Source organism: Paraburkholderia kirstenboschensis (assembly GCF_032806925.1).
GTDB classification, from domain to species: Bacteria; Pseudomonadota; Gammaproteobacteria; order Burkholderiales; family Burkholderiaceae; genus Paraburkholderia; species Paraburkholderia kirstenboschensis.
Genome location: NZ_CP136513.1, coordinates 2,821,121 through 2,846,159, shown reverse-complemented (window position 1 = coordinate 2,846,159; position 25,039 = coordinate 2,821,121). Strand labels below are relative to the sequence as shown.

Here is a 25,039-nt window from a genome sequence, read left to right as displayed (position 1 = left end):
GGCGAGCCCGGCAACGAGCCAGGCTCGAACGCGGATGGCCCGTTTGGCTGCTGCGACGCATTGCGGTGACCGGCATGTCTCGCTCCGTGTGGTTATCGGAGCGATCATACCGTGACAATAACGCGGCGGTTGGCCCGCGTAACGCGTGTGAGGATTAGTCGCGAACCACGTCGGCCCAACAATTCGGCGTCTCGTACAGACGCAGCTTGTGGAGGCGCAGATTCACGCCATAGTGCGCGTCATAAACGTTCGCGAGAATGTCGAACGCTACCGCCGCGAGGTTTTCCACGGTCGGGATGCGGTCGAGCACCACGGTCTTGTGGCCCGCCATTGTCTCGAGGAAGCCGCGCACTTGCGTGTCGCCTTCGTAGACGAGGAACGCGTGATCCCACTTGTCGACGAGATGTTCGACGGCGAGCGACTTGACGTCGGCGAAGTCCATCACCATGCCGCGGTCGGGCGCGCCCTCCGTGTCGACCAGATCGCCTTGCAGCGTGATTTCGATCACATAGCGATGGCCGTGCAGATTCCGGCACTGGCTGCGGTGATCGGGAATGCGGTGACCCGCGTCGAATTCGAGTTTTCGTGTAATCGTCAGCACGGCAAATCAGGGAATATTCAGATACTTGTGGGTCTGCATCGACAGGCGCCATTGCGGATGGTGTTTGCACCAGTCGATTGCGAGCTTGGTGTTGATGTCGCGCGACGGGCCGTCCATTGGCTGGACGAGGAAATACTCGAAGTCGAGCTTCGCATAGTCGGACAGGCGCTGGTTGTCCTGCGGGATCACGACCTTCAGTTCGTTGCCCTTCGTGACGACGAGAGGCGCGTCGGCCTTCGGGCTCACACAAATCCAGTCGATAGTCTCGAGCACCGGCAACGAGCCGTTGGTTTCAATCGCAATTTCAAAGCCGGCCGCATGCAGCGCGTCGACCAGCGGTTGGTCGATTTGCAACATCGGCTCGCCGCCCGTGCACACGACAAAGCGTTGGCCCTCGCCTTCGGGCCATTGCGACTCGATCATTTGCACGAGGTCTTCGGCTGTGCGGTATTTGCCGCCGTTCTCGCCGTCCATGCCTACAAAGTCCGTGTCGCAGAACCGGCATACGGCTTCGGCGCGGTCTTCCTCGCGGCCCGACCACAGATTGCAGCCGGCGAAGCGGCAAAACACAGCCGGGCGTCCGGCATTCGCGCCCTCGCCTTGCAACGTGTAGAAGATTTCCTTGACCGCGTACGTCATGCTGCCTTCTGCCTAGATTTGTGCTTGTGTACCTACAAACGACTGCCCGAGCCCCGCTGTTGCGCGGCCCTCTTAAACCGGCTCGGTTACCTTTTCACCGGCGAGATAGGCTTCGTAACCTCGCTTGCGCAAGCGGCAGGCCGGGCATTCGCCACAGCCGAAGCCCCATGCGTGCAATTCCGCGCGTTCACCGACATAGCAGGTATGCGTCTCTATGCGCACCAGTTCCACTAGTGCGTCGCCGCCTAACTCATGCGCGAGGCGCCAAGTGTCCGCCTTGTCGAGCCACATCAGCGGAGTTTCGAGCAGGAAGCGCGAGTCCATGCCGAGATTCAGCGCGACCTGCAAAGCCTTCATGGTGTCGTCGCGACAATCGGGATAGCCCGAAAAATCCGTCTCGCACATTCCGCCGACCAACACCTGCAAACCACGCCGATAAGCGATGGCCGCCGCGATCGTCATGAACATCAGATTGCGGCCCGGCACGAACGTATTCGGCAATCCGTTGGCTGTGGCCTCGATTTCGATCTCGCGCGTCATGGCCGTTTCGCTGATCGCGCCGAGCACGGACAGATCGATCATGTGATCGTCGCCGAGGCGCTCGCCCCACGCCGGGAACGTACGCACTACTGCATTGCGAAAGCCTTCACGGCATTCGAGTTCGACGCGGTGCCGCTGACCATAATCGAAGCCGAGCGTCTCAACCGTTTCATAACGTTCAAGTGCCCATGCGAGGCACGTGGCGGAATCCTGGCCGCCGGAAAACAGCACCAGAGCGCTACGTTTAGCGTCTTTGCGGATCACCGTGAAACTCCGTGAATGATGAGTGCCGCGTCGCGCTGCGCGAGGTGCGCCATGCAAGCAACGCGGCGCGACGCGAGCCGGCACTGCTGCCGGCCCAAAGCAGTATAGGCCGCGTCTTCGGCCTGCCAGGTCGCTGGGCGCTTATACCGCTGATCGTCGAGCGAGGGGTTCGGTGCGGATTGCGGCTCGGCCGCGAGCCCTTGAACGAATTCGACGGGCGACGCACTCGCATGCAAGTGCTTGAACTGGCGCGATTTTATCACGCGATGCCAAACCTCGCCCAGCGCGCCCCGACGTACTACTGGCGAGCACCAAACAACGAAAGCCCACTGCAAAAGGAAAAGCCCCAGGAATCTTGCGATTTCCTGGGGCTGAATCCTGGTGGCCTGGGACGGAATCGAACCATCGACACGCGGATTTTCAATCCGCTGCTCTACCAACTGAGCTACCGGGCCAACGAAGAACGAAATGATATCAAAGGGTCATTCGCTGGGCAAGCCCCTTCCCGAAAAAATCTGTGGCGGTGAAATCCGCCCGAGGAACGCGGTGCTCACTCGCCTTTGTTCTTCCCGAGATCGACGCCGAGCTGTTTGAGCTTGCGATACAAGTGCGTGCGCTCCAGGCCAGTCTTTTCCGCGACACGCGTCATGCTGCCGTTCTCGCGCGCGAGGTGATACTCGAAGTACGCGCGCTCGAATGCATCGCGCGCATCGCGCAGCGGAATGTCGAACGAAATGGATGCCGTTTGCGCAGCGAGCACGCCGCTGCCCAAGCCGTCGGCTGAGGACAGCATGGGCAATGCCGCCGCCGAAGCCACAGCTGAAGAATTCATTGGCGACGCCGATTTCGCCGCCGCGCCGCCCGGCGCGACCGCCGCAGTGCCGCGCGCGAGGCCTTGCTCCACAGCCTTTAGCAGCTTCTGTAGCGCGATCGGTTTTTCAAGAAAATTCAGCGCGCCGATCTTCGTCGCTTCAACTGCGGTGTCGATCGTCGCGTGACCTGACATCATGATCACCGGCATCGTGAGCTGCCCTTGCGCAGCCCATTCCTTGAGCAGTGTCACGCCGTCGGTATCGGGCATCCAGATGTCGAGCAGCACCAGGTCCGGCGCCTGACGCAAACGGAATTCGCGCGCCTGCTGCGCGTTTTCCGCCGCCTCCACGACATGCCCCTCGTCGCTCAGGATCTCCGAGAGCAATTCCCGGATGCCCATTTCATCATCTACCACCAGGATGGTTGCCATTTACGCTGCCTTTGTCTGCACTGTTGCTTTTGTCTTTCCCTGCGACGTACCGCCGTGCGCAGGACGCGGTCCCGCTTCGGGAGCCGCGGCGTCGTCTGCCAGTTGAAGGAAGAGAATCGAAATTTGCGCGCCTTCGACGACATCGCCCGCTTTCATGCGGTTTCGAATGTCGATGCGCGCGCCATGTTCGTCGACGATCTTCTTGACCATCGCAAGACCCAGGCCCGTGCCTTTCGCCTTGGTCGTAACGTACGGCTCGAATGCACGGGTGAGGATACGCGTTGGGAAACCCGGTCCGTTATCCGACACTGTCAGACGTACCGCGACGCGGGCCTTGCCTTCCGCGTCGGGGTCTCCGTATTCTACTGTCCTCGTCTCGAGCACCACACGCGGGCGCTCGACTTCGGCCACCGCGTCCTGCGCATTCTGCAGCAGGTTGTGAATCACCTGGCGCAATTGCGTTGCGTCGCCACGAATCGCGGGCAGCTCGGAGAGTTCGACATGAATCGCGCCCTTGCCTTCCTCGATGCCATAAAGCGTCAGCACTTCGCTCACGAGATCGTTCAATTGCAAGTGCGCGAGCACGGCGGGAGGCGTGCGCGCGTAGTCGCGGAAATTGTCGACCATCTGCTTCATCGCGGCGACCTGGTTCACGATTGTGGTCGCTCCGCGCTTGAGCACATCGGCGTCCGACGGCGACAGCTTGTCGGAGAGCTTCATCTGCAGACGTTCGGCCGAGAGCTGGATCGGCGTGAGCGGATTCTTGATCTCATGCGCGAGCCGCCGCGCGACCTCGCCCCATGCGATCGAACGCTGCGCGGAAATGACGTCCGAGATGTCGTCGAACACCACGACATAGCCCGACGTCTGCATGTCCTGAGCGTCGCGATCGGTCGCCGACACGAGGCGCGCACCGCGCACGAGTAAAGTGAGCGGCTCGCTTTCGCCCGCCACCTGAACCGAGAACTGCTGCTGCCAGTGGCCGCCGTCGTCGTGGCCGTCGCCGCTTGCCGCTTCGCGATCGGCAAACGCCTTGCGCACCATGCCGCCGAATTCGCTCAGCACGCCGATCTGTTCGAGCGCCGAGCCCAGCACCTCCTGAAACTGCTGACGGAAGATACGCTCGGCGCCGCGATTCGCGGTAGTGAGCCGGAACTGGCGGTCGAACACGAACACGCCGGCCGTGAGGTTCGCAAGAATACTTTCCAGATACGCCTTCGAATGCTCGAGTGCGATGCGATTGTTCTCGACGGCCGCGCGTGCCTCGGATAACTGCCGCGTCATTGCATTGAACGACTGCGTGAGAAAGCCGAGTTCGTCGCGCGATTTGATCTCGCGCTTCGGCGTGTAGTCACCCTCCGTGATTTCCTTCGTGCCCTGCGCGAGCAGGAACAGCGGCCGCGCGAGCTGGTTGCCGAGCGCGAGCGCGAGCATCATCGCGATGAAGGTGGCGAGAAAGAGCGCGAGCGTCAGCGTGCCGATATACATCTTGCGCAAGCCGGTACGTCCGAGCGCTTTCTCCTGATACTCACGATACGCGCGCTGCACAGCGTCGGCGTTGCGGGCGAGCGATTGCGACACTGGCTGCGTGAGTTGCAGGAAGCGCTCAGTGGGCTGCAACAGCGCCGCGTTCGTGTCGGGAATGCGCTGCACGACACGCAGCCGCAGCGCGCCCTTGCTGCCGTGCGCGCGAGGATCGCCGTCGACTTCGCCTTCTATTGCCGCGTAGCCGCGCCCGCGCGCCTGGTCGAGCATCAGCGGCGTAGGCAGGTCGTTCGGCACGAGCGACGCGTAATTGCTCGATGCCTGCGCAACCACGTGCATGTCGGGTGTTGCGCCGGACATGCTGCGCGTGGGCTCGAGGATCGTCGCGTCCTGCACGCCGAACTGGTCACGCAGACGCAGCAGCGTGAGCGTCGTGCCGGCGGCGTCCGCGCTCGCGAGCTGCTCGGACATCAGGCGGCCCTTGGTCTGCAGATCGGACAGCGACGCGTCGAGCATGCCGCGCCCGAGGTTCAGACCCGACGTGAGCGCGGTTTCGACATTCACGTCGAACCACGACTCGATACTGCGCGACACGAACTGATACGAGACGACGTAAATGATGCCGCCCGGCACCACGCCGACCAGCGCCATGAAGAACGCGAGCTTTGCGAGAAGCCGCGTGCCGAACTTACCCTTTCGCAAACGCGCAATGATGATGATGACGAGCGTCGCCACCACCAGCAGAAAGATCATCGCGACCACGAGATTCGCGGCGTAGAGCCACTGGTAATAGCGGTCGAAGAATTCGGTGTTCGCGCTTGCCGCGGCGAGCAGCACGAGCAGCAACACGGCGGTCACGGCGACCGTGGAAACCAGCACGCGCACGACGATGCTGCTGACACTGGTGGCGGAGCGCACTTTATTTAGCACGTTCGGTCACCGTGAAAGTAAAGCGCTTCCATTCGGAAGCGAGGTTCCAGTCGCGGTTGTTGACCGCGTCGATCTGGAACGGCTTGGGCATCAACGCTATGTCGAGTTGCATGCGCACTGACGCGTTGTACGTCTCGCCGGCATGCACTTCGTTGCGGTCGATCACATGCCACGACGTCACGTGCTTGATGACCGCGAGCGCATCTTTAAGCGTCGAAAAGCCGAGTTGCAAACCGCCGGACGACACGCTGGACACGCGATATTCGCGCGTGAGCGGCTGAAACGACAGGCGAAGGCTTTGCGACACGTTCACCGGCTGCTCGTCGAACCAGTACCAGCGCGGCCGGCTCAACTCGAAGTCGGTTGTGAAGTACAGCGGAATGCCTTTATTCACGGCGTCTTCGAGATTGCTGTTCAACTCGAAGTCGAAACGCGCGTCGAGGCTCCAACCGGTATTGTCGGCTTGCAGCGAAGCGCGCTGCACGGCGATCGAGTCGGCGTACGCCGCGCCGGGCGCGACGAGCCAGACGGCCAGCGCGACCCAAAGCACGGCAGCGAGCCGAAGCGGGAAGAAGCGTTTGATGGTCACCGTTTCTGAAAGCGCGCGTAGAAAAATCCGTCGTGGTCTGAGTTCGCGCCGGCGCTGAGGTCAGCGAATTCTCCGGCATGGGAACCGGCCGATGTGTCGGCGGGCGCGCGGGCGACCGAAGGTAAAAGTTGCCCCGGCGCGTCCAATCGTACCGCATCCTGGTGCTTGTTTCCAAACCACTGCGCCTGCAACTCGCCTTCTTCGGGAAAGATCGAGCACGTAACGTAGAGCAATTCGCCGCCTGGCTTCACGAGCGGCCAGAGCGCGTCGAGAATGCGCCGCTGTTCGTCGACGAGCGCGGGAATATCGGACGCGCGGCGCAACCAGCGAATATCCGGATGACGTCGCACGATGCCCGACGCCGAGCACGGCACGTCGGCGAGAATGCGGTCGAACGGCTGATCGATGTCGTCGTGCCACTTGGACGGCGTGCCCGCGTCGCCGATACGCACTTCCGCCTGGAGCTTCAGGCGCTGCAAGTTTTCGCCGATGCGCCGCGCGCGCGTCGCATCGCTTTCGAGCGCAACCAGTTGCAGGTTCGCCAGTTCCAGCAGATGCCCGGTCTTGCCGCCGGGCGCCGCGCACGCGTCGAGCACGCGCATGCCGTCACGCACACCGAGCAGTTGCGCGGCCAGCTGAGCGCCTGCGTCCTGCACCGAGACCACGCCTTCGCTAAAGCCGGGAATGCGATCGACAGGCATGGGCGTAGCGAGCTTCACCGCGAACTCGCCAGCTTTGCTCGCGGCGATGTGATGCTGCTCGAGAAGCTGCAGATACGCATCGACCGTCGAATGTCGGACGTTCACACGCAGCGTCAACGGACCTTGCGTGTTGCCGGCCGCGAGCACGTTTTGCCACGCGTCGGGCCATGCGCGTCTTACCGCGTCGATCCACCACGCCGGGTAGTTCCAGCGCGCGACTTCATCGGCCTGCGCCGCTTCGAGCAACGCCTCGCGTTCGCGCAGAAAGCTGCGCAACACGGCGTTGACAAGCCCCTTCGCGAACGAGAATTCGCGACGCGCCGAGATCGCGCTGACCGCCTGATCGACTACCGTGAACGGCGTGTAGGCGGCGCTGGCTTCGTCGTCGATCAGGAGCGCGAGCGAGCACGCAAGCACATGACCGACGTGCGGCGGCGGCGCCTTTTTGACGAGCCTTGCGATCAACCATTCGACAGTCCCGAGACGCCGCATCGTGCGATAGGCGATGTCCTGTACCGCGCCGCGCGCAGCAGCCGCACTCCCCTCTGGCGCAGACACGAAAACGGATTGCAGCGCGGCCGGCAAAGCCGCCCCAAGGCGGACAGCGCCGACCGCTTGCGCTGCACAGTCGAGCGCAAAGCCGAGCGATTCCGGCGCGAGATGCAACACGGACAAGCGAGATTCGCGCGGACGCGCCGACGAAGAAGCAGAACGCGAAGAAGGCTTTGGGATCATGGGAAGGCAAAGGCAGGCCGCGCGGTACGCGCGACACAATGAACACACATTGTAGCGTGGCGCGGCTAACGGGCCCCGCACCGGAGACGGCAGCGAGAGTGCGCGCTGTCACCAAATAAAAAAGGCGAGTCAGAAGACTCGCCTTTGGTCATGCACTGCGCATCGCCGTTATTCGAAGCGTCCGGTTCGGGCCATTTCCATCAAACGCGCGATGCGTTCTTCGGTGGACGGGTGCGTTGAAAACAGATTCGCGATGCCGCCGCTCGCCAGCGGATTCATGATCATCATCTGCGCTGTGGCCGGATGCTGCTCGGCTGCCGGAAACGGAATGCCGCTCGCATAACGATGAATCTTGTCGAGCGCCGTAGCGAGCGCTTGCGGGTCGCCGGAAATCTGCGCGCCGCCACGATCCGCTTCGAATTCGCGCGCACGCGAAATCGCCATCTGGATCAGCGCACCGGCGATAGGCGCTAGCAGCGCGACCGCAATGCCGGCGATCGGGTTCGTGGGACGCCCGTTTTCGTCGCGGCCGCCGAAGAACATAGCGAAGTTCGCGAGCGCGGAAATCGCGCCGGCCATGGTGGCCGAGATCGTCGAAATCAGAATGTCGCGGTGCTTCACGTGCGCCAGTTCGTGCGCCATCACGCCGCGCATTTCGCGCTCGGACAGCACGCGCAGAATGCCCGTGGTCGCGGCAACGGCTGCATGCTCCGGATTGCGGCCGGTGGCGAACGCGTTCGGCGCGTCTTCGTTGATCAGATACACGCGCGGCATCGGCAAGCCGGCGCGCGTGGAGAGTTCGCGCACCATGCGGTAGAACTGCGGCGCGCTGGTTTCGTCGACCTCCTGCGCGTTGTACATGCGCAGCACCATCTTGTCCGAGAACCAGTACGAAAAGAAATTCATGCCGAGAGCAATGACGAACGCGATCGTCATGCCGCGCGAGCCGCCTATCACTCCGCCGATCACGATGAAAAGGGCCGTGATCGCGGCCATCAACATCGCGGTTTTGACCCAATTGAACATGTCTGCAACTCCTTGCCCTAACTCGGGGTTCATTTCCATGCCGCATCGTCGCGGTGCCTGATTGTAAGCTAAATGTTAGATATGGGCGCACGCGGGAAATTCAATCATCTCGACGCGGTGGCGAGCTTGATTCCCAGCCCGACAAAGGCGCTGCCGACGCCGCGGTCCAGCCACTTCTTCACTGACGGCTTGCCGGAGAAACGCCGCGTCACACTGCCGGCGATCCACGCGACAAAGCTGTTCCACAGCATGCTCATCACCACGAACACCGCGCCGAGCGTGAGAAAAGCGAGCGCCTTGTGATCCGTGCCGGCGGTAACGAACTGCGGAAAGAACGAGACGAAGAAAAGCACGACCTTGGGGTTCAGTACGTTTGTCCAGAAGCCTTGCAGGAACAGCTGACGCAGCGACTTGGGAGCACCCGCCCCGCGCGCTTCGCCGCGGGCCTGGTCTTCGGCAGGTTTCGCGAAGAGAAGGCGCACCCCGAGATAGATCAGATAAATCGCGCCGACAAACTTGATGACGGTGAACGCCGTGGCCGACGCGGCGAGCAGCGCGGTCAAGCCGAATGCGCAAGCTAGCGAATGAACGCAGCACCCGGCCGAAATTCCGAGTGCGGACATAAGCCCCGCGCCGCGGCCCTGCGCGACGCTACGCCCGACGATATAAGCCGTATCCGGCCCGGGCGTCACGTTCAGCAAAAAAACTGCGACGACGAAAAACTCGAAATGGGTGATGCCGAACATGAGAATCCTCGGAACATGAGCGTGTGCATGGAGGATTTTAACGCGCGGCGACGGTCAGGCGGGGCCGTTGAGCATCGGCCAAACGGACGATGTTCAGGCGCCGCCGACTAGTGCTACTTTGCTTCAGGAAGCTGGAAACGCTGACCCGTCGCCAGCGCAAAGCCGGCCAGGAATTCGCGTACCGGCAGACGTTTGCCGCCGGGTTTCTGCAATTGCGTAAGACGCAGCGCGCCTTCGCCGCAGGTCACGACGACCCCTTCGGGCGAAATGCTGGTGATCGTGCCGGGCGCATCCCCGCCTTGCGCGGGTTCGGGCGCCGCCGCCCAGATCTTGATCGACGTGCCGTCTTCGAGCGTAGCCACACTGCCCGGAAAGGGATCGAACGCGCGCACCTGGCGGGCGAGCACCGCAGCCGGGCGGCGCCAGTCGAGCGCGGCCTCGTGCTTGCCGATCTTTTCGGCGTAAGTGACGCCCGCGGCGGGTTGCGGAGTCGAGGCCAGCTTGCCGTTGCGCTCGAGTTCGACGAGCGCCTCAACTATCAGCTTCGCGCCTTCATTGGCGAGGCGGTCATGCAGCGTGGCCGTGGTGTCGTCCGCGGAAATCGGCGTGCGTACCTCGGAGATCATCGCGCCGGTGTCTAGACCGGCATCCATTTGCATCAGCGTGATGCCGGTTTGAGCGTCGCCCGCTTCGATCGCGCGGTGGATCGGCGCCGCGCCCCGCCAACGCGGCAACAGCGACGCGTGAATATTGATGCAGCCGAGCGGCGCGATATCGAGCACTTCCTGCGGCAGGATCAGACCGTAGGCTGCAACCACCATCACGTCGTGCTGCGTAGCGCGCAGGAGGTTTATGGCGGCCTCGGCCTCGACCGGGTACTTCCCCGCCCGGCGCAGCGAAGGCGGCTGCGCGACGGAAAGCCCATGCTCTTCGGCGTACCGCTTGACCGGGCTCGCCTGGAGTTTCATGCCGCGCCCGGCCGGGCGGTCGGGCTGCGTCAGCACGAGCGGCACCGGAAAACCGGCATCGTGGATCGCGGCCAGCGCGGCCGCCGCAAATTCCGGCGTACCGGCAAAGACAACGCGCAACGAATGGCTCATGAGCAGGGGCGGAAGCAGGGAGCGGAACGGACGCGCATTACATTGCGTGGGCGAGCTTCTTCATCTTGCTCTTGATGCGCGTCTGCTTCAGCGGCGACAGATACTCGACGAACACGCGGCCCATCAGGTGATCCATTTCGTGCTGGATGCACACGGCGAGCAAACCCTCGCAATCCATTTCGAAGGTTTCGCCCTTTTCGTTCAGTGCCCGCACGCGCACTTTCTCGGCGCGCTCGACGTTGTCATAAATGCCCGGCACGGACAGGCAGCCTTCTTCCGACAGCTTTTTCTCGTTGCTGGACCAGACGATTTCCGGATTGATGAAGGCGAGCAGTTCATCGTGCGCGTCCGACACGTCGATCACGATCACGCGCTCGTGGACGTCCACCTGGGTGGCCGCAAGGCCAACGCCCGGCGCGGCATACATGGTCTCGGCCATGTCCGCGACGAGACGGCGGATGCGGTCGTTGACCTGTTCGACCGGCTTTGCGACCTTGTGCAGCCGTTTGTCCGGGTAATTCAGGATGTTCAGTAAAGCCATGATTTCGAGTGTGATTTTCGGCGCCGCTCACCGTGGGAGGGCTCACGTTGGCCATTTGGCCAGGTTGTCGGCCCGTCGCAATACGCACACGATAGATGGGGTCGAACCGGTTCGATTCAACGCGCCAGATGCGCCAAACGACGAGCCCGCGCGGGTGGGCGCGGCGCTGCAGTTATTTCGGATGATGAAAATTTTAGCATGGCGCCCGCCTGCCCGCTGGCCCTGCACGAGGATCGCCCCGCAATGCACACCTTGCCTGCAACCCATATCGAACTCGCCGCGTGGCTGCGGCTTTCTCTCGCCACGGGGCTCAAACCCGCGGCGCTGCGCCTGCTGCTGACCGCTTTCGGGCTGCCCGAAGCGATCCTCCAGCAGGACCATGAAACGCTTGCCGCGATTGCCGGCGAGGCTGCGGCACGCGCAGCCCTCACTCCCACCGGTCCTGAATTCGATGCTCAGCTCGACGCGGTAATCGCATGGCGCGAACTGCCGGGCAATCATCTGGTGACGCTCGACGACCCGGCCTATCCGCCGGCGCTCCTCACCATGCCCGATCCGCCGCCAATGCTATATATAAAGGGCCGGCTGGAGCTGCTGCATACACGAGCCGTCGCGCTGGTGGGCAGCCGCAGCGCGACGCCGCAAGGCATGGATGACGCCGAACGGTTTGCGCGGACGTTCTCGGCGGCAGGCGTCACCGTCGTGTCGGGGCTCGCGCAGGGCATTGACGGCGCGGCTCATCGGGGCGGGCTCGAGGGCGTCGGCAGCACAGTCGCCGCGATCGGCACCGGCGCCGATCTCGTCTATCCGGCTGCGCACCACGCTTTGGCGCGGCAAATCGCGATGCAAGGCGCGATTCTCTCGGAATGGCCGCTCGGCACGCCCGCGCGCGCCGCTAACTTTCCGCAGCGCAACCGGCTGATTGCCGGGCTAGTCAGCGGTGTGCTGATCGTGGAGGCGGCCATGCGTTCTGGCTCGCTCATCACGGCGCGCCTCGCGAACGAGATGGGCCGCGATATCTTCGCGTTGCCCGGCTCGATCCACGCGCCGCTGTCGCGCGGATGCCATCGCATGATCAAGCAGGGCGCGAAGCTCGTGGAGACGCCCGACGAGGTGCTGGAGGAACTGGGCTTCGCGAAAACCGCGCCCGTGTCGGCAAGCGCCCGGCGGGAAAAGTCGGCGACGCAGGCGGTTTGCTCCGCTGCAGCCGACCGGGCGGTAATGGCACGCGCGCCGGGTGAAGAGTCGGCGCAGACAGTCGCGCAAGTGCGGGCATCGAACATGACCGGCTCTTCGAACCGGGACGCCCAGCGACTGCTCGCCGCCCTCGGCTACGCCCCAACGCCCCTTGAAATATTGGCCACGCGCACCGAGATGGATCATGCGCTTCTGCAAACGACGCTGCTCCAGCTGGAACTCGCGGGTGAGATCAGCGCGCTGCCCGGTGGGCGCTACACCCGTGCGAGCCACGGTCGGGCCGCCGCGAACTGCTTTGACCCAGCTTGACCACTCTCCGGGATCGGCCATGCTACATTCGCGCCAAAGCATCCGACAAAGTACCTGAGGAACCACCATGCCCGCGCTGAATCTCGACACCGACCAAGACCGGATCGCCGAGCGCGTCAACGAACCCGACACGCTGTTCGTTGCCTGCCTGTGTGCGCAATGGTGCGGGACCTGTCGCGAGTATCAGGAGGCGTTCGACAAGCTGGCCGAGCGGCATCCGGAAATCTGTTTCGCATGGATCGACATCGAAACCCATGCTGATCGCTTCGACGATCTCGATGTCGAGAATTTTCCCACCATCCTGATCGAAGACTCGGTAACGACACGATTCTTCGGCACCGTTTTGCCGCAGGCAGCGATCGTGGAGCGGATGTTGTTAGATCTGACCGCTTTGCCCGGCGTGAGCGGCGCGCCGAAATTGCGGCCCGCGCTGACGGCCGCCTGAGAGCGATCGGCCGCCTGCACGGGCCGTTACGGCAGGGGCGTTGCGGCCGGCGCATAGCTTGTTTGGCGCGGCTTGGTCAGTTGCCAGGCGCGCAATCTGGATCGCGCGCTTTTATGGCGCTTGACACGCCGCGTTCGCGCCGTGTGCTATAAAGCGGTCGTTAATGGGTCGCAAGGTCGCAAACGAGGGTCGCGCCAGATGGGCGCGCTCAAGGCCACCAACCCGGATATACCAACCTCACATCGAGTCATGTCCAAAGCACTGATCATCGCAGAAAAGCCTTCCGTCGCGAACGACATCGCGCGCGCTTTGGGCGGTTTTGCCAAGCATGACGAATACTACGAGAGCGACGAGTACGTGCTCTCTTCGGCAGTGGGTCACCTGCTGGAAATCGCCGCGCCCGACGAGTACGAGGTCAAACGCGGCAAGTGGAGTTTCGCCAACCTGCCCGTCATTCCGCCGCATTTCGATCTGAATCCGATCGCCAAGAGCGAGTCGCGCCTCAAGGTGCTGACCAAGCTGCTCAAGCGCAAGGATATCGACCGCCTCATCAACGCATGCGACGCGGGGCGCGAGGGCGAACTGATTTTCCGCCTCATCGCGCAGCACGCCAAAGCGAAGCAGCCAGTCCAGCGTCTGTGGCTGCAATCCATGACGCCGGCCGCAATCCGCGACGGCTTCGCGCGCCTGCGCAGCGACGAGGAAATGCAGCCGCTCGCCGACGCCGCACGCTGCCGCTCGGAAGCGGACTGGCTCGTCGGCATCAACGGCACCCGTGCGATGACCGCGTTCAACAGCAAGGGCGGCGGCTTCTTCCTGACCACGGTCGGGCGAGTGCAAACGCCAACGCTGTCTATCGTCGTCGAACGCGAAGAGAAAATTCGCCGCTTCGTGCCGCGTGACTACTGGGAAGTGAAAGCGGAGTTCGTGTGTGCCGCCGGTTTCTACGAGGGCCGCTGGTTCGACCCGAAGTTCAAGCGCGACGAATTCGATCCGGAGAAGCGCGACTCGCGTCTGTGGGCGCTGCCCGCGGCCGAGACGATCGTCGCCGCATGTCGCGGCCAGATCGGTACGGTGAGCGAGGAATCGAAGCCGTCCACGCAACTGTCACCGGCGCTCTTCGACCTGACCAGCTTGCAGCGCGAAGCGAATGGCCGCTTCGGCTTCTCGGCCAAGAACACGTTGGGCCTCGCGCAGGCGCTGTACGAAAAGCACAAGGTGCTGACCTATCCGCGGACCGACGCGCGCGCGCTGCCCGAAGACTATATGGATACGGTCAAGCAAACGCTCGGCATGCTCAAGGAGAGCAACAACTATCTGCCGTTTGCCAAGCAGGTGCTCGATAAGGGCTGGGTGAAGCCGAACAAGCGCATCTTCGATAACTCGAAGATCAGCGACCACTTCGCAATCATCCCCACGCTGCAGGCGCCGAAGAATCTGTCAGAGCCGGAACAGAAGCTTTACGATCTGGTGGTGAAGCGCTTCCTGTCGGTGTTCTTCCCGGCAGCGGAATTCAAAGTGACCACCCGCATTACCGAAGTGGTCGGTCATCACTTCAAGACCGAAGGCAAGGTGCTGGTCGAGCCGGGCTGGTTGCAGGTGTACGGTCGCGAAATCAGCGGCGAAGATGCCAACCTCGTGCCGGTGCAGAAGGACGAGAAGGTCAAGACCGACAAGATCGCCGCCCAGCAACTCGTGACGAAGCCGCCTGCGCGCTACAACGAAGCCACGTTGCTGTCCGCAATGGAAGGCGCGGGCAAGCTTGTGGAAGACGACGAGTTGCGCGAGGCGATGGCCGCAAAGGGGCTGGGTACGCCGGCCACGCGCGCCGCGATCATCGAAGGTCTGCTCGGTGAGAAGTATCTGATTCGCGAAGGCCGCGATCTGATTCCGACTGCGAAGGCTTTTCAGTTGATGACATTGCTGCGCGGGCTCGGTGTAAAGGAATTGACCGCGCCGGAGCTCACGGGCGAGTGGGAATACAAGCTGTCGCAAATGGAACGCGGCAACCTGCCGCGCGACGCGTTCATGCAGGAAATTGCCCGCATGACGCAGACCATCGTCAAGCGCGCGAAAGAATACGATTCGGATACGATCCCCGGCGATTACACAACGTTGCAAACGCCGTGTCCGAACTGCGGCAGTCAGGTGAAAGAGAATTACCGCCGCTTCGCGTGTTCGAAGTGCGAGTTCTCGATTTCGAAGATTCCTGGCGGCCGCCAGTTCGAGATCGAGGAAGTCGAGGAACTGCTGAAGAACAAGACGATCGGTCCGCTGTCGGGTTTTCGCAGCAAGATGGGCCGTCCGTTCTCGGCGATCCTCAAGCTTTCGCTCGACGACGAAATCAAGAACTACAAGCTCGAGTTCGACTTCGGTCAGGACGCGGGCGGTGAAGACGGCGAACCGCCTGACTTCTCCGACCAGGAACCGGTGGGCGCATGTCCGAAGTGCAAGGGCCGCGTGTTCGAACACGGCATGAGCTACGTCTGCGAGAACTCGGTCGCGAGCCCGAAGACTTGCGACTTCCGCTCCGGCAAGGTGATCCTGCAGCAGGAAATCACGCGTGAGCAGATGGCAAAGCTGCTCGAAGAAGGCCGCACCGACCTGCTGACAAACTTCAAGTCGTCGCGCACCGGCCGTAACTTCAAGGCATTCCTCGTCAAGCAGAACGACGGCAAGATCGGCTTCGAATTCGAGAAGAAAGAGCCCTCGGCCAAGACGGCGGCGAAGACCGCCGCGGCAAAGTCAGCTGCAAAGGCGGGAGCAGAGTTCGAGTCGGACGAAGACGAAGCGGCGGTCGCGGTGAAGGCCGCCCCGGCCGCGAAAAAGGCCGCGGCAAAGAAGGCGCCGGCGACCAAAACCGCTGCGGCAAAGAAGGCGCCAGCCAAAAAGACGGCGGCTCGTAAGACGGGCTCGTGATCGAGCGGCGAGGCAGGCGTGTACGGCCTCTGCGCCGCTGCCTGCCCGATCTGAAGTTGATGAAAAAAAGCGCGATCACCCAAGGTGACCGCGCTTTTTTTATGCCTTGCGGAACGCGCTTGTACTGCGCGACCTGCACTCTGGAACAACGCCTTTTACAGTGGCGTCAACGCCGAGAGCCGCGTGCGGTTCGAAGTCTTCGCCAACGTCTTCGGCACCGGCGACAGCTCGCTGTCCAGCAGTCGCGATAGCGGCTCGGCGCCGTCAAAAGCTTCTGGCGGCATCGACGAATCCGCCGCTTCAAACGACGCCTGCGACGCCGGCCGCCCGACGCCGTCTTTGATCCACTGTTCACCGAGCAGGCTGTTCGGCGTCTGGCTGAAATGCTCGACCAGATGATCGATGAACGTGCGCACCTTCGCGGGCAAGTGACGGCGGCTTGGATACGCGATATTGATCTCGACTTGCGGCAAACGGTAATCGCCGAGCAAGCGCACCAGTCTGCCGCGCGTCATGTCGCGGCCGATCAGATAACTCGGCAGAATCGCGATGCCCATGCCGAGCAGCGCAAACTGACGCAGCATCTCCGTATTGTTTGCCACGATCACGTTCGACGGACGCACACGCACTTCGCCTTCCGGGCCCGTAAAGACGCGCTCATCGCCCCAATATTCGGATGGCAGGCTCAGGCACGGATGTTGCACCAGATGCTCGGGACGCGTGGGCGTGCCGTGCTTCTCCAGATATGCGGGCGTTGCGCATACGGTCATGCAACCCGTGGTCAAACGCCGCGTGACGATGCTCGCGCTGCGCATTTGCCGAGCAATGACGACACCTACGTCGAAGCCTTCTTCGACCAGATCGACCTGACGGTCGACCAGCGTCACGTCGGGAATGACTTTCGGATAGCGCTCCGCGTACGTCTGCAGCACCGGAGCCAGGTTGTGCAGGCCGAACACGACCGGCGCGACGATTCGTAAAGTGCCGACGGGCTCGTGATTTCGCGCGACCACCATCTGCTCGACGTCTTCGAGTTCGTCGAGAATCTGACGCGCTCGCTCGAGATAAACCTGACCGGACTCGGTCAGGGACAAGCTGCGAGTTGTTCTGTTGAGCAGCCGCGTGCCTAGACGCCCCTCTAGGTCGGCAACGTGACGGGTGGCAACTGCGTTGGAAATATCCATCGCGCTCGCGGCGCGGGCAAAACTGCCGAGATCCGCCACCTTGACGAAAACTCGCATCGACTGCAAATGGTCCATATGACAACTCCTGCCGTGTTACGGCTTCCTGACAATTGGTGATAACCAGTGGAAGCGAACTAGGGATTCTCCTACGACTCGCGCAATCGTGCAGAAGTTGCCCGCAAAAACGGAAATTTCGTCAGTTTTCGTGCGACTGTGCGCCCTAGTGTGGGGCGCGACGGTCGATTGTTCCGCGAATAGAAACAATGTGCTGCGGTGCAGCTTGGGACAGGCCGTTGCCCGAATAGACACCGGGTCGGCTTCGGGCCGCTTTGGGGCCGTCTGGGGGCGAGCGCCTCGCGCCCAACGCGGCTGAAGAGCAAAAAGCCGCCAGAAGGCGGCTTCCACATCCGGAGTGAACACTCACATGGCTAAGCGGCCAGTTTGCTTTCCAGCTGGCTCTTTGCTTGGGTCAGCGCGGGCGGCAAGCCTTGCTGCAACGTGTCAAAGAGTTCCGCGTGTAGCGCGAGCTCAGCGCGCCAGGCTGCGTCGTCGACGGAAATGACTTGCTTGAATTGCTCGCGGCTAAAATCCAAACCGCTCCAGTCGACGTCCTCGTACCGCGGCGACATGCCAAATGCATGCTCTTCGCCCTGCGCGGTGCCTTCGATGCGGCCGACCATCCAGCCGAGCACACGCATGTTTTCGCCGAAGCCCGGCCAGACGAACTTGCCGTCGGCGCCCTTGCGGAACCAGTTGACGCAGAAAATTTTCGGCAGCTTCGCGCTTAACTGCTGCAAGCGCTCCCCGGTTTTCAGCCAATGGCCGAAGTACTCGCTCATGTTGTAGCCGCAGAACGGCAGCATCGCGAACGGATCGCGCCGCACCACGCCCTGCTGGCCGGCGGCCGCGGCGGTCGTCTCAGAGCCCATGGTCGCCGCCATATAGACGCCCTCGACCCAGTTGCGCGCCTCCGTGACGAGCGGCACGGTCGTCGAACGGCGGCCACCGAAGATGAACGCGTCGATCGGCACGCCCGCGGGGTTTTCCCAGTCCGCATCGATAGACGGACATTGCGACGCCGGCGCCGTGAAGCGCGCATTCGGATGCGCCGCCTTGCGCCCGCTCTCCTTCGCGCTCGCCGGTGTCCAGTCTTTGCCCTGCCAGTCGATCAGGTGCGCGGGCGGTTCGTCGGTCATGCCTTCCCACCAGACGTCGCCTTCGTCGGTGAGCGCCACGTTGGTGAAAATCACGTTTTCCTTCAACGTGGCCATTGCGTTGAAGTTGGTCTTTTCACTCGTGCCGGGGGCCACGCCGAAGTAGCCCGCCTCCGGATTGATCGCGTACAGGCGACCGTCCGTGCCCGGTTTGATCCATGCAATATCGTCGCCGATGGTGGAAATTTTCCAGCCGTTCAACCCTTCTGGCGGAATCAGCATCGCGAAGTTGGTTTTGCCGCACGCCGACGGAAACGCCGCCGCCACATGATGTTTGCGTCCCTCGGGTGAGGTCACGCCGAGAATCAGCATATGCTCGGCAAGCCAGCCTTCGTCGCGACCCATCGTCGATGCAATGCGCAGCGCGAAGCACTTCTTGCCGAGCAACGCGTTGCCGCCGTAGCCGGAGCCATAGCTCCAGATTTCGCGCGTCTCAGGAAAATGAACGATGTACTTGGTCGGGTTGCACGGCCAAGGCACGTCTTTCGCGCCTGCCTCGAGCGGCGCGCCCACCGAATGCACGCATGGCACGAACTCGCCGTCTTCGCCGAGCACGTCGTACACCTTGCGGCCCATGCGCGTCATGATGCGCATGTTGGTGACTACATACGGGCTGTCGCTCAGTTCGACGCCGATATGCGCGATCGGCGAACCGAGCGGGCCCATGGAGAACGGGACAACGTACATGGTGCGGCCACGCATCGCGCCGTCGAACAGTCCGTCGAGCGTTTCGCGCATTTCTTGCGGCGCGACCCAGTTGTTGGTCGGGCCGGCGTCTTCCGGGCGTTGCGCACAAATGAACGTGCGATCCTCGACACGCGCGACGTCGGACGGATCGGACCATGCGAGATACGAGTTCGGACGTTTGGCGGGATTGAGCTTTCTGAGCGTGCCGGCTTCGACCATCTGCGCGCACAGCCGGTCATACTCTTCCTGCGAGCCGTCGCACCAGACGATGTTGTCCGGCTTGGTCATAGCGGCAACGCGCTGGACCCAGTCGATCAGTTTTCGATGTTTAACCCACGGGGGCGCTTCTACTGACGCTTTGACTGTGGGTTGTCCTTCGAATGATGGATGATTCATCGACTTGTCTCCGTTTGTGGGGAATAGGAAAACGGTACAAGCCCGGCGATGCTGCATGCGAGAGGCATTTAATTGGTTGCGCCAGTTCTACAAACCGACGCGCAATTGCGCAGGTCATCACGGGCTTCAACACAGTCTGTTGGGCCGATACGCGCTGGACAGGCGTTGCAACCGTCTGTAAAGCGGCTTGCCTCAACACGCAACAAACTGTTAAAAACGATGTCAATCGGCGTTGCCGTCAGGCTGTCGTTCTCTGCGGCAGCTTCTACGGTAAGTCAATCAGCCAGACCGCCATGTGACCTGGGTCACATGATGGGACAGTCAGCATAACATTCCGTTCCGCACCACCATGGTGCGGCGCAAGACACATACCATGAAGATTGCCATCCTCGACGATTATCAGGACGCCGTTCGCAAGCTCGACTGCTTTCAATTGCTGGCCGACCATGAAGTCAAAGTTTTCAACAACACCGTCCGCGGACTCGGCCAACTGGCAAGCCGTCTCTCGGAGGTCGACGCGCTTGTCCTGATTCGGGAACGCACTCGCATCAGCTCGCAACTCCTCGATAAACTGCCTCGTTTGCGCATGATCAGCCAGACGGGCAAGGTGTCCAATCACATCGATCTGGCCGCTTGTACCGAGCGCGGTATCGCCGTGCTGGAAGGTAGCGGCTCACCGATCGCGCCCGCCGAACTCACGTGGGCTCTCATCATGGCGGCGCAGCGGCGCATTCCGCAATACGTAGCAAACCTTAAGCAGGGCGCCTGGCAGCAGTCGGGTCTGAAGACCTCAGCACTGCCGCCGAATTTTGGTTTGGGCCAGGTGTTGCGCGGTCAGACGCTCGGCATCTGGGGCTACGGCAAGATTGGGCGGCTCGTTGCCGGCTATGGCAAGGCGTTCGGCATGAACGTGCTGATCTGGGGCCGCGAGCATTCGCGCGAAGCCGCTCGCGAGGATGGTTACGGCGTGGCCGAGAGCCGCGAAGCGCTGTTCGAGCAGAGCGACGTGCTGTCGCTGCATCTTCGTTTGCATGACGACACGCGCGGCATCGTCAAGCAGGAAGCCCTGATGCGGATGAAGCCGACCGCGTTGCTCGTGAACACGAGCCGCGCCGAACTGCTCGACGAAAACGCGCTGGTCAATGCGCTCTCGCACAACCGTCCGGGCATGGTCGCGATCGACGTATATGAAAGCGAGCCGATTCTGCAAGGCTACAGCCTGCTGCGCATGGAGAACGTGATTTGCACGCCGCACATCGGCTATGTCGAGCGCGAGAGCTACGAGCTCTACTTCAGCGCGGCGTTCCGGAACATCCTGGCTTTCGACGCCGGCGACACCGCCAGCGTGGCAAATCCCGAAGCATTGCAGGGCGGACGCCGACGTTAAGCGGCGATTTCTAGCAGATCGGGCATGCGTTCGAGAAACGCCTCGCCGTCAGCGCGGCCGAGGTTGTATGCATGCACCATCTGCGAAGGACTCGTGTAGTCCCAGCTCGAAATCGGCACTTTGCGCGACGGCTGCACGTAAAGCCGTTGCTGCACGCCGCGCGGCACGACGAACATCTGCGGCCGCGGATAGAGGCGCGTGACCATCACGAGCACGTTACCGGGCGCGTCGGCGTCGAGCGCACCGACGGGCACGTTGTCGACCATTCCGCCGTCGAGCACCGGGCGGCCGTTGCGCCGCAAGACCGGCGTGAAAGGCGGCGTGCTCGACGACTGGAGGATCAGGTCCGCAAGATCTTCGACGGTCGCGCAATCTTGCGCACGCACGAATTCCGGATGAAAGCCGAGCGTCTGACCCAACGTAGGGTGCAGCGTCTTACGCACGTATTTTTCGATGTTGTACGCGATCAGGCCGGCCGCCACCGCGCTGCGCGCGCCCAACCAGCGCGGCAGATGCGAAACGCCGATGCGAATTTCCGGCGCTTCGGCGAGTGACGAAAACTTCTCACCGTAAATGTCGAGCAGCGCCTGACGATAGATGCGGTAGTGCGGAAACACCGACTCGCCGCGGAGCAGATTGCCCCAATAGGCGTTGCGTGAATTGTGACGTAGCGCCTCTTCGTAATAGCGCATGACCCATTGTGAATCGCGCGTGTAAAGCATGCACGCGGTCGCGGCGCCGGCCGAAATGCCGGCGATCACGCGCGGGCGGATGCGCAACTCCGGTTGCACGACGTCCCAGAAACCCGCCTGCCACCAGCAGCGATTGCCGCCGCCCGCGAACACAACCTGGTCGAACATCTCGATATCCTCTAATGCTGTCTGGCGAGCGGTTTTATGCGAGCAACGCGTAAGTAGTGGTTGCGTGAACCGCCATGTTGCCGGTCTCGTCCAGCAACTCGACTTCGCCGAACACGAGATTGCGGCCGAGCCGCAGCACGCGGGCGGTGATCAGCACATCGCCGTTGCGCACAGCGCGCATGAAGCTGATGTTGAGCGACACGGTTGTCATCGGCTTGAAGCCGCCGAGCGCGGCCGAAATGGCGACGATCATCGCGGTGTCGGCCGCCGCCATGAACACCTGTCCGCAGATGACGCCACCTGAATGGCGCAGTTCGCCCGAAAAAGGCAGGCGAAGCGTCGCGCTGTCGGCGTCGACCTTCACGGGGGTCAGCGTCAGCGCTCGGACCCAGGGCGCGAGGACGCGGTCGAGCAATTCGGTGATCTCTTTGTCATCCATGGCAATTCCCAGTTGAATGCCGCGCGACGCATGAGCGGCGAGTGTCCGCGACATGATACCGGGACGTCAAGGCGGCGCGTTCTCGCGGGCGCCCGTTTTGGCGAGCGATGGCTCTACCGGAACGACACCGTATTTTTAAGAAATCTGCTAAAGGGGGCTTGGCAATGGTTCGAACATGCTGCATAATTTCGCTTCTGTTGGGGCGTTAGCTCAGTTGGTAGAGCAGCGGACTCTTAATCCGTAGGTCGAGTGTTCGAGTCACTCACGCCCCACCAAAGAATTTGAAAGGCCGGTTAGCGAAAGCTAACCGGCCTTTTTCGTTTGCTGATGCGCGCCCGGGGCAGGCAGTAGCGCCTCTTCACTCTCTCTAGAGCTCCGGAAAAGCACCAGCTCTCCAACCCACGCCCCCGCCGCCCACCGTCGCCCCGAAACCGCAACCCCGATTCGCTCGCACAAAAATTTCGCATGCGTAACGGATTATTGCGAACAATTATCATCCGTGTAATGATACTGATTCTCATTTGAGAATAAGACGATGGGTCCGTAACCTCGTGAGGCAGACAGTCCGCCTGTCGGTGCCGCAATGGGCGTTGGCATCCGTCGAATCAGAAAAATAGCGACAACGACAGGGTTATCGATGTTCCGAAACACGCCTCTCGCGGCGGCCGTTCTGGTCGCGTTCGCGACGCCGCTCTACGCTCAATCGACCGCAACGCCCGCGACCGGCGCCCAGCCGACGTCACCCGCCTCCGCTTCGAGCGCGAGCGCGGAAAGCGCCACATTGCCCACCGTCAAGGTGACGGGTCAAAACAGCCCGTCCGCGGATTTCGCGCCTGACGTGTCGAGCGTCGGCGCAAAAGTGCCGACCGCGCTGCGCGACATTCCGCAAGCCGCAGTGGTGGTGCCGAAGGCCGTGCTGCAATCGCAGGCCGCGAGTTCCTTCACCGACGCGCTGCGCAACGTGCCGGGCATCACGATCGGTGCCGCCGAAGGCGGGCAGATCGGCAACAACATCAACCTGCGCGGCTTCTCGGCGCGCACCGACATCTACCTCGACAGTTTCCGCGATCGTGGCCAGTACTATCGCGACACGTTCAACCTCGAATCGATCGACGTGCTGTACGGCCCGTCGTCCCTCTACTTCGGCCGAGGCTCCACGGGCGGCGTCATCAATCAGGTCAGCAAGCAACCGACGCTCAAACCCCGCGCCGATGTCTCCGTGCAGGCCGGCACGCACGACCGCTACCGCACGACGCTCGACGTGGACACGCCGATCACCTCGACCTCCGCATTCCGGATCAACGCGTTCGGCCAAAGCCTGGGCTCGTCGCGCGACGTGATGAAGAGCAAGGACTACGGCGTCGCACCCGAAGTGAAATTCGGCATCGGCACGCCGACGGAAATCACGCTGTCCGCGCTGATCCAGCACAACCGCGATCAGCCCGACTACGGCATTCCTGCGCTCAACGGCCATCCCGCGCCGGTGAATCGCGGCACGTTCTACGGCTTCACCGACGACCGCACGATTCAGGACGTGCAGACGCTGAACGCCCGCATCGAACACCGCTTCAACGACAACCTCAAGCTGCGCAACCAGACCCAGTTCAGCCACTACAGCACGGAGGCGCGCGCGACGAACGCGGCGTCGGTGCTCACAGGTCCGCTGCCGACGTCCACGGCATTGACCAACGGCAACTACACGACTATCGATCCGTCGCGACTGTTCGTGAAGCTGCAGGGCAAGGACCGCAACATCAACGACCACTCGGTCTACAACTCGACGGACGTCGAGGCAAAGTTCAACACCGGCTTCATCAAGCACGATGTCGTCGCGGGCGTCGATCTGAGCCACGAGACGTACAGTAACCAGAGTTTCGCCACCACGACGCCGGGCCTGCCGTCGAACACGATCGCCATCGTGCCGCTCGTCGATCCGACTTATACGACGCGCCCTTCGAATGCGAAAACCGTCGCGACGAACCTTGCGGAGTCGAGTGCGAACGGCGTCGGCATCTACGCGAACGACACCGTTTCGGTCGGCGAACATTGGAAGATCGTGGGCGGCCTTCGCTGGGACCGCTACGAAGCGTCGATTCATAACTCGATCAATTTGCCTTCGTACGCCACCCAAACCAACTACTTCACGAGCGTTCGCGGCGGCGTGATCTGGCAGCCAGCCGACTGGCAGTCTTACTACGTGTCGTACGGTACGTCGTTCAATCCGTCGCTCGAAGCGCTCACACTCACGAACAACACGCAGAGCCTGCCGCCCGAGCACAACAAGTCGTATGAGGTGGGCGCAAAGTGGGATCTGCTGGGCGGCGGCCTGTCCGTCACCCAATCGCTCTTCAACATCGAGAAGACGAACGCGCGCACGCTGAATGCGGACGGCAGTTACACGCTCAACGGCGACGTCCGCGTACGTGGCTATCAGCTTGGCCTCGCGGGCCACATCACCGACAAGTGGCAAGTGTTCGGCGGCTACACGTACACGGACGCGACAATCCTGAAGGCGCTGGACGGCACGACCGGCAAGACGCCAGCGAACACGCCGCGCAACATGCTGACACTGTGGACGACGTATGCGTTCACGCCGCATTGGGAAATTGGCGGCGGCCCGATCTACACATCGTCGCGTTATGCCGCGAACAACAATTTCGTGAAGGTCGGCGGCTACACGCGGTGGGATGCAATGGCCGCGTATCACGCGAAAAAGTACGACGTCCAGTTCAACGTGCTGAACATGACGGACAAGAACTACTACGACGCGCTGATTCCGTCGGACGGCGGACGCGCGGTGCCAGGCAACGGCCGCACGTTCCTCGCGACGTTAAACTACCGGTTCTTCTGATCGCCGGAACC

20 protein-coding genes and 2 tRNA genes are annotated in these 25,039 nt (G+C 62.3%); 6 read left to right on the top strand and 16 right to left on the bottom strand.

The window, feature by feature from the left end; all coding sequences use genetic code 11:
* Positions 1 to 154: 154 nt before the first annotated feature.
* The 12 genes from queD to def all read right to left on the bottom strand — a co-directional run bounded on the left by queD (position 155) and on the right by def (position 11,140).
* Complete coding sequence (queD, locus tag RW095_RS35455; protein ID WP_027776811.1) at positions 155 to 598, bottom strand: 6-carboxytetrahydropterin synthase QueD; 444 nt, start codon at positions 596 to 598, stop codon at positions 155 to 157.
* A 9-nt stretch (positions 599 to 607) separates the two neighbouring features.
* Positions 608 to 1,240, bottom strand: a complete 633-nt coding sequence (gene queE, locus RW095_RS35450; protein ID WP_317020419.1) for a 7-carboxy-7-deazaguanine synthase — start codon at positions 1,238 to 1,240, stop codon at positions 608 to 610.
* A gap of 72 nt (positions 1,241 to 1,312) precedes the next feature.
* Positions 1,313 to 2,044, bottom strand: a complete 732-nt coding sequence (queC, locus tag RW095_RS35445; RefSeq protein ID WP_128594039.1) for a 7-cyano-7-deazaguanine synthase QueC — start codon at positions 2,042 to 2,044, stop codon at positions 1,313 to 1,315.
* A 379-nt stretch (positions 2,045 to 2,423) separates the two neighbouring features.
* Positions 2,424 to 2,499: transfer RNA gene (locus RW095_RS35440), tRNA-Phe, on the bottom strand.
* A 95-nt stretch (positions 2,500 to 2,594) separates the two neighbouring features.
* Positions 2,595 to 3,287: a response regulator transcription factor EsaR gene (gene esaR, locus RW095_RS35435; protein ID WP_317020418.1), complete on the bottom strand. Its 693-nt coding sequence runs from the start codon at positions 3,285 to 3,287 to the stop codon at positions 2,595 to 2,597.
* A complete protein-coding gene (locus RW095_RS35430) occupies positions 3,288 to 5,702 on the bottom strand; it encodes a sensor histidine kinase (protein ID WP_317020417.1) in 2,415 nt (804 codons plus the stop codon).
* The gene (locus tag RW095_RS35425; protein WP_317020416.1) at positions 5,692 to 6,291 is read right to left on the bottom strand and encodes a DUF4390 domain-containing protein; all 600 of its coding nucleotides are present in this window, start codon (positions 6,289 to 6,291) and stop codon (positions 5,692 to 5,694) included. The genes RW095_RS35430 and RW095_RS35425 overlap by 11 nt, the downstream gene beginning before the upstream one ends.
* Positions 6,288 to 7,727: a 16S rRNA (cytosine(967)-C(5))-methyltransferase RsmB gene (gene rsmB / locus RW095_RS35420; protein WP_317020415.1), complete on the bottom strand. Its 1,440-nt coding sequence runs from the start codon at positions 7,725 to 7,727 to the stop codon at positions 6,288 to 6,290. Before rsmB ends, RW095_RS35425 begins: the two co-directional genes overlap by 4 nt.
* 168 nt (positions 7,728 to 7,895) lie before the next feature.
* Positions 7,896 to 8,753, bottom strand: a complete 858-nt coding sequence (gene htpX / locus RW095_RS35415) for a zinc metalloprotease HtpX (RefSeq protein ID WP_317020414.1) — start codon at positions 8,751 to 8,753, stop codon at positions 7,896 to 7,898.
* A gap of 104 nt (positions 8,754 to 8,857) precedes the next feature.
* Positions 8,858 to 9,499 (bottom strand): LysE family translocator, encoded by a 642-nt coding sequence (locus tag RW095_RS35410; protein ID WP_317020413.1) that lies wholly within the window; start codon positions 9,497 to 9,499, stop codon positions 8,858 to 8,860.
* Between the two features lie 113 nt (positions 9,500 to 9,612).
* On the bottom strand, positions 9,613 to 10,599 hold the full coding sequence (gene fmt / locus RW095_RS35405; RefSeq protein ID WP_317020412.1) for a methionyl-tRNA formyltransferase: 987 nt from the start codon (positions 10,597 to 10,599) through the stop codon (positions 9,613 to 9,615).
* Positions 10,600 to 10,636: 37 nt separating this feature from the next.
* Positions 10,637 to 11,140: a peptide deformylase gene (gene def, locus RW095_RS35400; RefSeq protein ID WP_317020411.1), complete on the bottom strand. Its 504-nt coding sequence runs from the start codon at positions 11,138 to 11,140 to the stop codon at positions 10,637 to 10,639.
* Positions 11,141 to 11,383: 243 nt separating this feature from the next.
* Here def and dprA point away from each other — a divergent pair, with 243 nt between their 5' ends.
* The 3 genes from dprA (at position 11,384) to RW095_RS35385 (ending at position 16,010) form a co-directional block, all read left to right on the top strand.
* On the top strand, positions 11,384 to 12,646 hold the full coding sequence (gene dprA / locus RW095_RS35395) for a DNA-processing protein DprA (RefSeq protein ID WP_317020410.1): 1,263 nt from the start codon (positions 11,384 to 11,386) through the stop codon (positions 12,644 to 12,646).
* Between the two features lie 67 nt (positions 12,647 to 12,713).
* Positions 12,714 to 13,091, top strand: coding sequence for a thioredoxin family protein (locus RW095_RS35390; RefSeq protein ID WP_128584214.1), 378 nt, complete (start codon positions 12,714 to 12,716; stop codon positions 13,089 to 13,091).
* Positions 13,092 to 13,340: 249 nt separating this feature from the next.
* On the top strand, positions 13,341 to 16,010 hold the full coding sequence (locus RW095_RS35385; protein WP_317020409.1) for a DNA topoisomerase III: 2,670 nt from the start codon (positions 13,341 to 13,343) through the stop codon (positions 16,008 to 16,010).
* 155 nt (positions 16,011 to 16,165) lie between these two features.
* Here the strand turns inward: RW095_RS35385 and RW095_RS35380 are convergent, their stop codons facing one another.
* Both RW095_RS35380 and RW095_RS35375 read right to left on the bottom strand, forming a co-directional pair.
* Positions 16,166 to 17,269 (bottom strand): LysR family transcriptional regulator, encoded by a 1,104-nt coding sequence (locus tag RW095_RS35380; RefSeq protein ID WP_317020408.1) that lies wholly within the window; start codon positions 17,267 to 17,269, stop codon positions 16,166 to 16,168.
* Between the two features lie 353 nt (positions 17,270 to 17,622).
* Positions 17,623 to 19,491, bottom strand: coding sequence for a phosphoenolpyruvate carboxykinase (GTP) (locus RW095_RS35375; protein ID WP_317020407.1), 1,869 nt, complete (start codon positions 19,489 to 19,491; stop codon positions 17,623 to 17,625).
* Positions 19,492 to 19,864: 373 nt separating this feature from the next.
* Here RW095_RS35375 and RW095_RS35370 point away from each other — a divergent pair, with 373 nt between their 5' ends.
* Complete coding sequence (locus RW095_RS35370) at positions 19,865 to 20,878, top strand: D-2-hydroxyacid dehydrogenase family protein (RefSeq protein WP_317020406.1); 1,014 nt, start codon at positions 19,865 to 19,867, stop codon at positions 20,876 to 20,878.
* Here the strand turns inward: RW095_RS35370 and RW095_RS35365 are convergent.
* Positions 20,875 to 21,738, bottom strand: a complete 864-nt coding sequence (locus RW095_RS35365; protein ID WP_317020405.1) for a patatin-like phospholipase family protein — start codon at positions 21,736 to 21,738, stop codon at positions 20,875 to 20,877. The genes RW095_RS35370 and RW095_RS35365 overlap by 4 nt on opposite strands.
* A gap of 34 nt (positions 21,739 to 21,772) precedes the next feature.
* A complete protein-coding gene (locus RW095_RS35360; protein WP_317020404.1) occupies positions 21,773 to 22,177 on the bottom strand; it encodes a PaaI family thioesterase in 405 nt (134 codons plus the stop codon).
* A gap of 199 nt (positions 22,178 to 22,376) precedes the next feature.
* Between RW095_RS35360 and RW095_RS35355 the strand changes: the two genes are divergently transcribed.
* Positions 22,377 to 22,452: transfer RNA gene (locus RW095_RS35355), tRNA-Lys, on the top strand.
* Between the two features lie 362 nt (positions 22,453 to 22,814).
* Positions 22,815 to 25,028 (top strand): TonB-dependent receptor, encoded by a 2,214-nt coding sequence (locus RW095_RS35350; RefSeq protein WP_317020403.1) that lies wholly within the window; start codon positions 22,815 to 22,817, stop codon positions 25,026 to 25,028.
* Positions 25,029 to 25,039 lie beyond the last annotated feature (11 nt).